Source organism: Pseudoalteromonas sp. APC 3495 (assembly GCF_030407645.1).
Taxonomy (GTDB): Bacteria; Pseudomonadota; Gammaproteobacteria; order Enterobacterales; family Alteromonadaceae; genus Pseudoalteromonas; species Pseudoalteromonas tetraodonis.
This window is the reverse complement of the sequence record NZ_JASDDA010000026.1, coordinates 1-13876: the sequence shown is the minus strand read 5'-3', so window position 1 is coordinate 13876 and position 13876 is coordinate 1. Positions and strand designations below refer to the sequence as shown.

Sequence of the window (13876 nt, the reverse complement as noted above, 5' to 3'; positions counted from 1 at the left end):
ACTTTGTTATAAAAAAAAGCCAAGCGCAAGTAATTTAGATAAGTGGCGTTATTGAATTAAAAAAGCCGCAGAATCAAGAATGAAACGGCGGCTTTAAATCAGAATATTTAACTTTATATAATGCTGTGGTTATTAAACTTTATAAAGCTTGTTCAAGTTCAGGTAATACATCAAATAAATCAGCAACTAAACCGTAATCAGCCACTTGGAAAATAGGCGCATCTGGGTCTTTATTAATGGCCACAATAATTTTTGAGTCTTTCATGCCTGCTAAATGCTGAATGGCACCACTTATACCTACGGCAATATATAAATTAGGCGCTACAATTTTACCTGTTTGACCTACCTGCATGTCGTTAGGAACAAAGCCTGCGTCAACCGCTGCACGTGAAGCGCCAATTGCAGCTCCCAGTTTATCGGCAATACCATTAAGTAGCGCAAAGTTTTCACCATTTTGCATGCCTCGACCACCTGAAATAACCACATCAGCTGCGGTGAGCTCTGGGCGTTCAGATTCAGTTTGCTCAACACTTACAAAGCTACTTAACTGTGAATCAGAGACCGTATCTAAGGTTGTGACATTAGCTGGTGCTTGTTCGCCTTGTAAATCAAAGCTACTTGCACGCACGGTGATCACTTTTTTATTATCGAGTGATTTAACCGTTGCTATGGCATTTCCCGCATAGATTGGGCGTTTAAACGTGTCTGCGTCAATAACATCAATAATTTCTGAAATTTGTGCAACATCTAATAATGCGGCAACACGCGGCATAAAGTTTTTACCTGTCGTTGTGGCACTTGCCACAATATGGCTGTAGTTATCTGCAAGTGATAACACTAAATCTGTCATGCTCTCAGCGAGTTGATGTTCGTACACCGCGTTATCTGCAAGTAATACACTTGCAACACCCTCAATGCTCGCAAGTGACTCACTCATCGCACCTAAATTTATGCCAGCTAACAATACATCGACATCAAGACCTAATTTTTTAGCGGCATTAATGGTTTTTGAGGTTTCTGGTTTTAAGGCACCGTTATCGTGCTCTGCAATTACAAGAGTTTTCATTTAAATCACCTTTGCCTCTGTTTTAAGTTTTTCTACAAGCTGTGCAACGTCTTCAACAATAATGCCGCCGCTGCGTTTTGCTGGTTCTTCTACACGAACGACTTCAATACGCGGTGTTAAATCGACACCTAACGAATCAGCCGCAATAACTTCTAGCGGTTTACGTTTAGCTTTCATAATATTAGGTAGCGACGCATAACGAGGCTCGTTTAAACGTAAATCGGTGGTTACAATCGCGGGTAAATTAAGTGCAACAGTTTGCAAACCGCCATCAACTTCGCGGGTTACATTCACTTTGCCATTTTCAATAACAACTTTTGAAGCAAATGTACCTTGGCCGCGATTAGTTAATGCTGCTAGCATTTGGCCCGTTTGATTATTATCAGAATCGATAGATTGCTTGCCTAAAATAACCAGCTCAGGAGATTCTTGCTCAACCACTTTAGCAAGTAACTTTGCAATATGGAGAGATTCTAGGTTTTGCTCGGTTTCAACATGAATCGCTTTATCAGCGCCAAGGGCAAGTGCTGTGCGTAATTGCTCTTGTGATGCTTTAGCGCCAATAGTCACAACAACTACTTCGCTTGCAGTACCCGCTTCTTTTAAACGAATTGCTTCTTCTACCGCAATTTCACAAAATGGGTTCATTGCCATTTTTACGTTTGTTAAATCAACACCGCTGTTATCAGGTTTAACGCGAGCTTTTACGTTGTAATCAATCACTCTTTTTATTGGTACGAGAACTTTCATAGGGACTCCATAATTATTTAAACCTATAAGCTAACGTCTACGTCAACCTATTTATTTTATGAAATCAGACTACTTCCTGTTGACGTAAACGTCAACCTAAAATAACCTTAAACTATTCACAACCTGTAACGTTTAATTTGCATCACAAAATAACAGGTTGCTTAGCTTACTTTTTGCCTACAGGGCAAAAGTGAGTCCGTCATAGATAAAGAGGTTATTATGATTGAACGCGAAACCATGGAATTTGATGTTGTTGTTGTAGGGGCAGGCCCTGCTGGGCTTTCAACAGCAATTAAACTCGCACAGCAAGCACAAGAAAAACAACAAGAGTGCATGATTTGTGTGGTTGAAAAAGGCTCTGAAGTGGGCGCGCATGTATTATCGGGTGCTGTTTTTGAAACCAAAGCATTGGATGAGCTACTGCCAAACTGGCAAGAATTGGGCGCGCCTGTTACGACTAAAGTCCAAAGCGATGAAATTTATTGGTTTAATAACGGACAAAAAGCAACCTCTATCCCTCATTTTGCAACCCCAAACACATTTCATAATAACGGTAACTACATTGTTTCTATGGGGAATGTATGTCGTTGGCTTGCTGAACAAGCAGAAAGCTTAGGCGTTGAAATTTTTCCAGGCTTTAGTGCTCATTCACTTATTATTGAAGATGATGTTGTTAAAGGCATTATTACCGGTGATATGGGGCTGGATAAAAACGGCGACGAAAAAGACGGTTACATGCCGGGTATGGAGTTACGTGCTAAATACACGGTATTTGCTGAGGGCTGTCGCGGCCATTTAGGTAAGCAACTGATCAATCAGTTTGCTTTAGACGATGAAAGCTCGCCACAGCATTACGGTTTAGGCTTTAAAGAAATTTGGCAAGTGGATGAATCTAAACATCAGCTTGGTAAAGTAGTTCACGGAACCGGTTGGCCATTGAGTGGCGATACTGGCGGTGGTGCTTTTATGTATCATAGCGAAAACAACCAAGTGGTGGTTGGTTTAATTGTTGATTTAAATTATTCAAATCCACATTTAAGCCCATTTGATGAGTTTCAGCGCTTAAAACACCACCCGGTATTTAAAAACACTCTCGAAGGGGGTGAGCGTATAGCTTATGGTGCGCGCGCCATTGCCAAAGGCGGTTTACACTCTTTACCTAAAATGCATTTCCCGGGTGGCTTGTTAGTGGGCTGTGATGCAGGCACGCTTAATTTTGCAAAAATTAAAGGTAATCATACGGCTATGAAGTCAGGCATGATAGCCGCTGAGGTCATTTTTAATGCGCTACAAAACGATTTAGCTAACACTGATTTAACCCAGTACACCGCTGAGTTTAAAAAGTCATGGGCGTATAAAGAGCTGTATCAATCTCGTAACTTTGGCCCTGCAATGCATACATTAGGTAAATTTGCAGGCGGCGCATACAACACCCTTGATCAAAACATATTTAAGGGTGCCCTACCGTTTAGTTTTAAAGATAACGTACCCGATCACGCCACTTTAAAAGACGCTGATCAAGCTGAAAAGATTGCCTATCCGAAGCCTGATGGCAAACTCAGCTTTGATAAGCTTTCTTCGGTATTTTTATCAAACACTAATCATGAAGAATCGCAGCCGTGTCATTTAAAACTCAAAGATGCATCAATTCCGATTAAGGTAAATTTAGTCAAATTTGATGAACCTGCACAGCGATACTGCCCTGCCGGCGTTTATGAAGTACAAGAAGTCGAAGGCGAGCAAGTCTTTGTGATCAATGCACAAAACTGTGTGCATTGTAAAACCTGTGATATTAAAGATCCGAACCAAAATATCACCTGGGTCACCCCTGAAGGTGCTGGCGGTCCTAACTACCCCAATATGTAACAACCTTTCTAAAGAAATTATAAACTTATCCTAAATTGCAGGGGCTTCGGCCCCTTTTTTGCGCTATGCTGTTAAGCAATATGAATAAATGAGAGTGTGTTATGGCGTCGTCGAGTGTAATTTTTCGTTTTTTAGCAGAGCCTACCGATGTAAATTTTGGTGGTAAGGTGCATGGTGGTGTGGTCATGAAGTGGATTGACCAAGCAGGCTATGCCTGTGCTGCAGGTTGGAGCGGTCATTACTGCGTAACCGTATCGGTTGCGGGCGTTAAGTTTAGCCGTCCTATTTTGGTTGGCCAAATTGTTGAAGTGGAAGCCAAAATTGCACACACCGGTAAAACCAGTATGCAAATTTTCATACAAGTACGCTGTGGCGACCCTAAAACCCAAAACTTAGTTGAAACTAATCATTGTGTAATAAGTTTTGTTGCTATGGATGAGACGGGTTACCCTGTTGCCGTTCCTGAATTCACATCTGTTACTGACGAAGATAAAAAGCTAGAAAATTACGCCATTAAAATGAAACAAATAGCGATAGAAACAGAAAACTTACTTTATCAAGTTTAATTAAGTACCTTTTGCAGGTATGTATAATCTACAACAAGCTGTAAATTCTACAATTTTTATTTTTTTACAAATTAACAGTACGCTTAACAGCTGGATGTTTTGCGTACTTAAACCACCAAAAAAGTTCAATAAATACACTTTAAGAGCAAATATTGAACAAAAAAATTATTGGCATGTTCACTGCAATTAGTAAATCGACGTTTGATAAATCTATCGAACATTAGATTTTATTTTTTAAAGGAGCTATACAATGATTAAAACACTTTCTCTCTCTGCACTTGCTTTAGCAACACTGGGTTTTAATTCAGCAGCACAGGCTGATGTTACCGACATGGACTCTCCACGTATTTATACGGGTATTGGTTACGGCCAATATTCATTTCAGTTTGAAGATAGCGAAAACGACACCGATTTCGATGACGATGCGCAAATGTTAAAAGGTTATATCGGTACTCAATTTAATGAACATTTAAGCCTTGAACTTGCCTATCAAAATTTTGATGAAGTGAGTGACATAGACAGTAAAGCAGAAATCGATGGGGTATCACTAGCAGCGCGTTTTGCAGCGCCAATCACTGAAGATTTTTCTGTTTATGCAAAAGGCGGTTGGTTTGAATGGGATGCTGATGTAACTCAAGAACTACCAGTAGGCAGCGTTAGCGTATCACAAGACGGTGGTGACGTATTTTATGGTGCAGGTATTGAATATGCTTTCACAACCAATATGCAAGTGCGTTTAGAGTATGAGCGTTACGAATTAGATGATGATATTGATCCAGAAATGGACGTTGCGTCAGTATCTTTCCAATATATGTTTTAATAACAACTCAATAGTTGCAATGTAAGGGTAAGGCTAGGTTTAGCCTTGCCCTTTTTTATTCCACATTTAAACCAATCAGTCTAAACTCTCTTTATGCTGATTATATTAAGCTAATGCCAGCAACGTTAATAAAAGGTAGAATAACGCTCTATTTTTTCTATAACCGAGCATTATGAGCGATTATCAAATTTCAGCTATTGGCCATATCCAATCACCGTATAAACAAAAATTTGCCATTCCTAGACAACCTCGATTAGTGCCTGAAGCAAAAGCTAAACTAATTTTTGCTCCAGATTTTAATCGTGAAGAATTTGTTCGTGGTTTAGATGAATTTAGCCACATTTGGCTGTTATTTCGTTTTCATGAAACCGCGGATAAAGGCTATTCAGCAATGGTGCGCCCGCCGCGCCTTGGTGGTAATGAACGTAAAGGCGTTTTTGCTACCCGCGCCACATTCAGACCTAACGCTATAGGGATGAGTGCTGTTAAGTTAGAGGGAATTGAATACAAAAATGGGCAGTTAGCGTTATTGCTCGCCGGTATTGATTTACTTGATGGTACACCTATTGTTGATATTAAGCCTTATTTGCCCTATTCAGACGCTTTACCTGATGCCAGTGCAGGCTTTGCCGACACGCGCCCAGAAACTCACATGAGTGTTGAATTTAGTGAGCAAGCTTTGGAATTTATAAATAAACAAAGCCACTATCCTGAGCTACAAGCGTTTATCAGCAATGTGCTAAAACAAGATCCTCGCCCAGCGTATAAAAAGCAAAAACAAGGCATGCAAAGTTATGGTATGAATTTGTATGAATACAATATTACTTGGCAAGTGACTGATTCTCATCATCTGGTTACTCATATAGAGCCCAGTTAAACTAACTTTAAAACCCTGCTATGGCTATAAAATGCGATAAAAAATCACTTAGCGCTTTAGTGTCAATGCATCCGCTGGTAAACTGAGCGCCTTAATTAAAAGAACATATTACTCTATTTCGGAAAAAACATGCGTACTAGTCAATATATACTCGCTACACTTAAAGAAACGCCATCAGATGCGGAAATTGTATCGCATCAATTAATGCTTAGAGCCGGAATGATCCGTCGCGTCGCTTCGGGTTTATACACTTGGCTACCCTCTGGTTTACGTGTGCTTAGAAAAGTAGAAAACATTGTACGCGAAGAAATGGATAAAGCAGGCGCAATTGAAATGCTAATGCCAGTAATTCAACCGGCTGACTTATGGGAAGAATCGGGCCGCTGGAGTGAGTTTGGTCCAGAGCTTATGCGCTTTACCGATCGTCACAATCGTGAATTTGCTATGGGTCCTACCCATGAAGAAGTGATCACCGATTTTGTCCGCAAAGAAATTAACAGCTACAAGCAACTGCCTATTACTTTGTACCAAGTACAAACTAAAGTACGTGACGAACGTCGTCCGCGCTTTGGTGTTATGCGTGCTCGTGAATTTACTATGAAAGATGCCTACTCATTCCATTTAACCGATGAATGTTTAGATGCAACTTATCAAGTTATGCACAAAGCCTACTGTAATATTTTTGAACGTTTAGGCCTTGATTTCCGCCCTGTTATTGCTGATACCGGCTCTATAGGCGGTAGTGTATCGCATGAGTTTCACGTACTTGCTGAATCTGGCGAAGACGCTATTGCCTTTAGTGATGCTAGTGACTACGCCGCTAATATTGAAAAAGCAGAAGCGCTAGCGCCAACTGAATCGCGCCCTGAAGCAAGCAAAGAGCTAAAAGCATTCCCAACGCCTGATGCTAAAACAATTAATGAGCTGAAAAAACACTATGGTGTAAAACCACATCGCGGTGTTAAAACACTGATTGTTTATGGCGCCCCTGATGAAGACGGAAAACGTGGCTTAGTTGCACTAGTACTGCGTGGCGATCACGAGCTTAATGAACTTAAAGCTGAAAAACACCCACTGGTTGCTGCACCATTAGAAATGGCAACCGAGGCAGATATTGTGGCTGCCATTGGCGCAAAACCGGGTTCTTTAGGCCCTGTTGGCTTAAACATGCCAATTATTGTTGATAGAACCGCGAATGTAATGGCTGATTTTGTAGCTGGTGCCAACAAAGACGATGAGCACTTTAGTGGTATTAACTGGGATCGCGACGTAACAGACTACGAGGTTGCTGATATCCGTAATATTGTTGAGGGCGATCCTAGCCCGTGTGGTCAAGGCACGTTGCAAATTAAGCGCGGTATTGAAGTTGGTCATATTTTCCAACTAGGTACTAAGTACTCAGAAGCAATGAAAGCAGGTGTATTAAGCGAATCGGGTAAAAACCAAACAATGACTATGGGTTGTTATGGTATTGGTGTATCGCGCGTAGTTGCCGCTGCCATTGAGCAAAATAATGACCAATACGGTATTACCTGGCCTAAAGCCATCGCCCCTTTCGATTTAGCAATTGTGCCAATGAATATGCATAAATCGCATCGCATCCCTGATATTGCTAATAATCTATATCAAGGTTTGAAAGATGCAGGTTTAGATGTGCTATTTGATGACCGTAAAGAGCGCCCTGGTGTTATGTTTAACGACATGGAATTACTCGGTGTACCTTACACACTTGTAATTGGTGAGCGTAACCTTGATGAAAACAAGGTAGAACTTAAAAACCGCCGCACTGGTGAAAAGCTAATGATAGATATTGATAGCGCGATTGAAACAATCAAAAATCAATTTAATGCATAAGCTTAAAATTAATTAAAAAACCGCTGTATGGTTTTTTCATACAGCGGTTTTTTATTAATTTCTGTAAGCCAAGCTCGATTTTTTAAGTACTCATTTCAGCACTAAAACCTAGTAATAATTAATAAAAAAGGTCGCTCTGCGACCTTTTTTATACTTATGAATTATCTAAACAACACATCTTCACGATTAAACCATTTCACACAAAATGCCAGGAGTGCCCCAGCGATGATTGCTGTTGCTAGGAATATCAATCCCACTAGCGTGTAATCAACGGTGCCTTTAACAATTTCTTTAATCGCTAAGGCGACGTTAGTCACGGGAATAAACGCCGTTTTAGAAGTCAGTTCCATGTTAGGCATTATTGAAATAATAATCGGGAAAAACACGACCATGCTTAATGGCGTCATGTAATTTTGCGCTTCTTTAAACGAGCGTGCATAGATTGATATTGCCAGAGCTAATGCAGAAAAGGTTGCAGCTATAGGCAATAATAAGACAAAAATCATTAGTAAGTCTGTGATAGCCAATGTACTAAAAGCGGCTTTAATAAATTCAAGATCAGCAAAAGCCAGCGCTAAGGCTATCCAACACCCCATACTAATTACGGTTATAGTGGTTGATGCAATTGACGTGGTTAGTAGAGTAATGAATTTACCCAATACTAGCTCGGTACGAGTAATAGGTGTAAGTAATAAGGTTTCTAAGGTACCTCGTTCTTTTTCACCGGCCCCTAAATCAATAGCAGGATACGTTGCGCCTACCAGTACTAACGGAATAAGTAGATAAGGTAAAAACCCACCCACTTTTTCACCTAGGTTTTCACGCTTATCGGCAGTGTCTACTTTAACTACATTAACTGGCTTTAAAATAGATTCTTGTGCGCTTTTATCTATACCAAAGCTCAATAATTTACTTTCTTGTAAAGTATCGCTGTACTCTTTAGCAAGCTCTTTGACACGCTCAAATAAGAAGTTAATTGATTTTGAATCATTAAATACAACTTGCCATTCGCTTTGCTTTTGCTCATTTAATGTTTGCACTGCATCACTTGGCAGGTATATTCCCATGTCGATATCGCCGGCGTTTACACCAGCTTTTAGCTCCTCAATACTGTTGAAGGTTTTATCACCTTTATATAACTCAAAGCTTTTGTGATAAAACACTTTATCAGTAAATTCTGGTGCATAGTCGCCATTGATAATCACATAGGTATTTACTTTTTGTTCAGCATCAAGCGCAGCTTGCGAGGATATAAACGCAACCACAGCAAATAACAACGGGAAAACCACAATAGGAAATACCACCACGAACAATAAGGTTTTTTTATCGCGTAGTAGCTCTGTTAATTCCTTTTTAAATACTTCAAACATCATGTTTCTCCGTTAATATGTTCATAAACGCTTGATTTAATTCTTCACTGTTGCCTGCCTGTTTAAATTCAGCAAGCGTGCCATCAAAACAACTAACGCCTTCATTAATTACCGCAACGCGGTCACATAAAAGTGCTACTTCATCTAAATGATGCGTAGAAAAAATAACAGGAGTACCTTGTGCTTTTAAGCCTTTAATAAAGTTGATCACCGTTTGGGTGGTCATAATATCGAGGCCGGTAGTTGGCTCATCGAGAATAACAACGTCTGGGTGGTGTACCACAGCACGCGCTATATTGGCTTTTTGCTTCATGCCGGTTGATAGGTTCTCAGCGCGTTTATCAATAAATTTATGCATATCAAGTAAGGTAAATAATTCTTCACAGCGTGCCTTAATAGCCTGCTTGCTCATGCCGTGCAGTTTTGCAAAGTACTCTATGTTTTCTTTTACCGTTAAACGACCATATAAACCAGTAGAGCCAGATAAAAAACCAATACACTTGCGCCCAATGAGTGGCTTTTTAATTATGTCGTTTCCTGCAATAGTAATACTGCCATCATCCGGTTTTAAAGCGGTAGAGATCATTCTTAACGTCGTGGTTTTGCCCGCGCCATTCGGTCCTAATAGCCCTAGTACTTCGCCTTTTGCACAGCTAAAGCTGACATTTTTAACCGAGTGAAAATAATCTTTATCTTCACGGGGGTCTATATCATCTATTTTATTTTTTTTATGATCTTTAGTGAGCTTAAACTTCTTTTTAAGCGCGGTAACTTCTATCATTTTCGTGTCCTTCGTTTCGGTCTAAAATAGTCCGTGTTATCGTAAAATGATGGATTGTTATTCTCATCAAACCAACCAGGAACACCTAATAAAGGTAAAGGTGAAAGCTGTTTGTTATCGGCTAAACAATCATCAGTTTTAATCATCTCATAAAGGCGCTGATCTAGGTACTGGTATTGAGTTACTAAATCTTTACAAAATATTTCATCCGGTACATTTACAAATAAGGCTTTGCCAGTCAGTCCAATATAAGGTTTGGTTAACATTTCATAATTAGCATGGCCAAACATGAAAGGCGCAATGGTTTTCCCCCACTGTACTTTGTGCTCTACAAATGCAGTCTTCCATTGATGATCTCTTAACCACTCTTTCCACTGTGATTCGCTGACAGCTAGCACAACCCCACACTCGTCAAACAAGGTCAGTGCGTTACGGTGTTTACTTCGTTGTTTTAATCCATGCAACGCTATTTCATCAACATGACGCTGATTAATAAGGGCTTTTGTTTTTGGAAATAAGCACCAAATAAAACCACCAAACAGATCATGCCAGTTTTGTTGTCGGGTGGGCACGTCCCCTGTTTCAAAAATGACTTGTTCATAATAGCGCTCAGCAAAATCAACCTTGGCATCATCGACAAAACGAATTGGCAGATTATTAGCATTGATGGCGTTTAAATACGGGGTAAAGTACGCAGGCTCAGGCCAGTCTGTTTGCTGATCTATTTTAAACAGCTGACGAAGGTGCTCAAATGCACCTCCATTTATACTCGTTACTTGAAATTGTTCTGGGGGAGTAAAACGCTTCATTGTTACCTTTACTGTACATTTTTATCAGCAACAGTTTACCGCAAAAACTGGTTCTAATTAACAGAAGTTCATATACTAATGCCACTTAGAACAAAAAAAGAGCCAATATGAAACGTTATTTTTCTTTGACCCTAATAACAACGGCAATTTTAGCCGGCTGTGCAACAACAAGTATTACATCTGATGATGTCGCTAAAGGCTACAACAGCATTCAAGCGGATGAAATTGCTAAGCATGTAAAAGTGTTAGCTTCTGATGAATTTGGTGGACGTGCTCCTTCATCTGAAGGTGAAAAGCTTACGCTTGATTACTTAACAAAAGAATTTACTGCTTTAGGCTTTGAGCCGGGTAATGGCGACAGCTTTTTCCAAGAAGTGCCGCTTGTATCGTTAGAAGCAGACTCTGATATGGTGCTTAATATTGGCGGTAAAGACTACCAATACAAAAAAGACATGGTTATGGGTAGTAGCCGTATTAGTGCGCAAGAAGGAATTGAAAACTCGGAGCTTGTATTTGTGGGCTACGGTGTTAACGCACCTGAATATAACTGGAATGATTACGAAGGCCTAGATGTTAAAGGTAAAACCGTTGTTATGCTGGTAAACGATCCGGGTTTTGCAACTAAAGATCCTGCTTTATTCACCGGCGATGCAATGACCTATTACGGGCGTTGGACTTACAAATACGAAGAAGCAAGCCGTCAAGGTGCTGCTGGTGCTATTATTATTCATGAAACTGCTCCAGCGTCTTACCCTTGGTCTGTGGTTGAGAACTCATGGAGTGGCGAGCAATTTGGTTTCGTAAAAGAAAACAATAATATGGACCGTGTTGCTGTTGAAGGTTGGGTTACTGTTGATGTTGCAAAAGAGCTTTTTTCTAAAGCAGGCCTTAATTTTGAAACCGCCAAAGCAAACGCTGCCAAAGGTGCTTACCATGTTGATATGGGCGATTTAACAGCCACTGTGAATGTAAAAAACACCATCAAAAAATCGGTATCTTATAACTTCATTGCCACTCTTCCTGGTAGTAAAACACCCGATGAGCATATTATTTACTCTGCGCATTGGGATCATTTAGGAACGGATAAAAATCGTAAAGGCGATCAAATTTATAATGGTGCCCACGATAATGCGACAGGTACAGCCGGTATGATAGAAGTTGCCGAAGCCTTTACCAAACTAGGTAAACGCCCTGACCGTTCAATGACCTTTTTAGCGGTAACCGCTGAAGAGCAAGGTTTATTAGGCTCGAAATATTATGCCGCGAATCCAGTTATTCCAGCTAATAAAACCGTTGCAAATATTAATATGGACAGCTTAAACCTATTAGGTAAAGTAAAAGATATTAGTGTGGTGGGTATTGGTAAATCACAAATGGATGAGCTATTAGCAACTGCGGCCAAAGAGCAAGGCAGAACAGTATCGGGCGACCCTAAACCATCTTCAGGTGGCTACTACCGCTCAGATCACTTTGCCTTTGCTAATATGGGTGTTCCTGCCATGTATGCCGGTGGCGGTACACAAGCGTTTGACGATGAAACTGCAAATTACCGTAAGCGTATGAGCTTAGTACTGCGTGGTTGTTACCATCAACCTTGTGATAGATACCGCGATGAGTGGGATTTATCAGGTGCGGTTCAAGATTTACAATTATTTTATAAAGTAGGTTTTGATATTTCACAACAAACTCAGTGGCCTACGTGGAATGAAAACTCAGAGTTTCAACGTAAAAAGTAACTACTGCGGCAACACTTAAATGATATTGATTATCATTTAATAAAATAGTACAGTGCGATCTCATTCTTTAATTAGGTCGTACTGTATGTTTTTAACATCCCATTTAGGAGTTATTTCGCCAGCTGCAAAACGTGTTTTTCATCAAAATAAACGCCTAATTTTACCTCTGTTAATTTTAGTCTGTTTAGCCCTGCCCGATTTACGCACCATAACAATTACTGCACTCAGTGATGCTTTTTTTCAAGTGAGTGTGTTTGTTGCTGCGACCTTATTTATTTACTACTACGCGATTGATCATTTACCCCAACTAGAGCTTCGTTACCTAAATGCTAAGTCACCGGTATTAGAGGTCAGCTTTGCTGCTTTTTTAGGCATGTTACCAGGCTGTGGTGGCGCGATTATTGTGGTGACTCAATTTACAAAAGGCCAAGCTAGCTTTGGCGCAATTGTGGCTGTATTAACGGCGACTATGGGTGATGCCGCGTTTTTATTATTAGCGACTCGCCCTACCGAGGGTTTAACCATCATGGCAATAGGGTTTGTGGTTGGTTCTGTAACGGGTTTAATCGTCAACACACTTCATAAAACAGGCTACTTATGCCCAACTGATCAAAAGCACACACCACAGATTACCCTTTTACCGACGAAGATAATTACGCTCAGTAAGCCTATTTGGTACATCGCTATTATTCCGGGGTTACTCATTGCCTTTTTACTCGCTTTTAATATTGATTTGAGCCAATTTGGGCAGTACACCACATTCACTGTTACTCATTTTGGCGCATTAATGGCGTTGTTTGTCGTATTTATGTGGGCGTTATCTTCAAAAGGTGAAAGCTATAAAGAAGTAACCTCAGAAGATGATATATGCAGTCCACCTTCAAAACTCACAAAAGTACTGCAAGATACTCATTTTGTAACCGCGTGGGTGGTTGCCTCCTTTATATTATTTGAACTACTGGTAACAGTGTTTGGCCTTGACTTAAAAACATGGTTTTTAAATTATGCTTATATGGCCCCGCTCATAGCGGTATTAATTGGTTTTTTACCTGGCTGTGGCCCGCAAATAATTGTTACCACTTTATATATTCAAGGGGTTATTCCGTTTAGCGCATTAGCGGCCAATGCCATTTCCAACGATGGCGATGCACTTTTCCCAGCCATTGCCATGACACCTAAAGCGGCTATTATTGCTACAATTTATACCGCCATACCGGCATTAATGGTTGGTTATGGCCTGTATTTTCTGAGCTAAATCAGTCTAGCTTTTATTTATTTAGTTATAAAAAAACCAGCTAGTTGCTTAATGCAGATCAGTTAAGAATATTTTTATGATCACTTGACTGATCTTTCCATGGCTTCAAAATCCGATATTAGAAAT

General features: G+C 40.2%; 12 protein-coding genes. 7 read left to right on the top strand and 5 right to left on the bottom strand.

Features of this window, described 5'->3' with window-relative positions; translation table 11 throughout:
• Positions 1 to 139 precede the first annotated feature (139 nt).
• Entirely contained in the window at positions 140 to 1066 is a 927-nt protein-coding gene (locus tag QL984_RS11495) for an FAD-binding protein (protein WP_013464985.1), read from the bottom strand.
• On the bottom strand, positions 1067 to 1816 hold the full coding sequence (locus QL984_RS11490) for an electron transfer flavoprotein subunit beta/FixA family protein (protein WP_013464986.1): 750 nt from the start codon (positions 1814 to 1816) through the stop codon (positions 1067 to 1069).
• A 219-nt stretch (positions 1817 to 2035) separates the two neighbouring features.
• On the opposite strand from QL984_RS11490, the gene QL984_RS11485 reads away from it, so the two are divergent.
• From QL984_RS11485 to QL984_RS11465, 5 genes are all read left to right on the top strand, one after another.
• On the top strand, positions 2036 to 3682 hold the full coding sequence (locus QL984_RS11485) for an electron transfer flavoprotein-ubiquinone oxidoreductase (protein WP_138764535.1): 1647 nt from the start codon (positions 2036 to 2038) through the stop codon (positions 3680 to 3682).
• A gap of 101 nt (positions 3683 to 3783) precedes the next feature.
• Positions 3784 to 4248 (top strand): acyl-CoA thioesterase, encoded by a 465-nt coding sequence (locus tag QL984_RS11480; protein ID WP_024602547.1) that lies wholly within the window; start codon positions 3784 to 3786, stop codon positions 4246 to 4248.
• A 250-nt stretch (positions 4249 to 4498) separates the two neighbouring features.
• Positions 4499 to 5068 (top strand): outer membrane beta-barrel protein, encoded by a 570-nt coding sequence (locus tag QL984_RS11475; RefSeq protein ID WP_033103413.1) that lies wholly within the window; start codon positions 4499 to 4501, stop codon positions 5066 to 5068.
• Between the two features lie 172 nt (positions 5069 to 5240).
• A complete protein-coding gene (gene tsaA / locus QL984_RS11470; protein ID WP_090492532.1) occupies positions 5241 to 5945 on the top strand; it encodes a tRNA (N6-threonylcarbamoyladenosine(37)-N6)-methyltransferase TrmO in 705 nt (234 codons plus the stop codon).
• A gap of 129 nt (positions 5946 to 6074) precedes the next feature.
• A complete protein-coding gene (locus tag QL984_RS11465) occupies positions 6075 to 7799 on the top strand; it encodes a proline--tRNA ligase (protein WP_033103411.1) in 1725 nt (574 codons plus the stop codon).
• Between the two features lie 161 nt (positions 7800 to 7960).
• Here the strand turns inward: QL984_RS11465 and QL984_RS11460 are convergent, their stop codons facing one another.
• From QL984_RS11460 to QL984_RS11450, 3 genes are read right to left on the bottom strand one after another with little or no spacing between them, the layout of a single operon-like run.
• Positions 7961 to 9169: an ABC transporter permease gene (locus tag QL984_RS11460; protein ID WP_013464993.1), complete on the bottom strand. Its 1209-nt coding sequence runs from the start codon at positions 9167 to 9169 to the stop codon at positions 7961 to 7963.
• Positions 9162 to 9950: an ATP-binding cassette domain-containing protein gene (locus QL984_RS11455; RefSeq protein WP_033103409.1), complete on the bottom strand. Its 789-nt coding sequence runs from the start codon at positions 9948 to 9950 to the stop codon at positions 9162 to 9164. Before QL984_RS11455 ends, QL984_RS11460 begins: the two co-directional genes overlap by 8 nt.
• Positions 9947 to 10759, bottom strand: a complete 813-nt coding sequence (locus tag QL984_RS11450; protein ID WP_013464995.1) for a DUF3025 domain-containing protein — start codon at positions 10757 to 10759, stop codon at positions 9947 to 9949. The genes QL984_RS11455 and QL984_RS11450 overlap by 4 nt, the downstream gene beginning before the upstream one ends.
• Before the next feature lie 107 nt (positions 10760 to 10866).
• On the opposite strand from QL984_RS11450, the gene QL984_RS11445 reads away from it, so the two are divergent.
• Together QL984_RS11445 and QL984_RS11440 are read left to right on the top strand one after the other, a co-directional pair.
• Entirely contained in the window at positions 10867 to 12495 is a 1629-nt protein-coding gene (locus tag QL984_RS11445) for a M28 family metallopeptidase (protein WP_013464996.1), read from the top strand.
• An 85-nt stretch (positions 12496 to 12580) separates the two neighbouring features.
• Positions 12581 to 13750 carry a putative manganese transporter gene (locus QL984_RS11440; RefSeq protein WP_013464997.1) on the top strand — a complete coding sequence of 390 codons (1170 nt, stop codon included), beginning with the start codon at positions 12581 to 12583 and terminating at the stop codon, positions 13748 to 13750.
• Positions 13751 to 13876 lie beyond the last annotated feature (126 nt).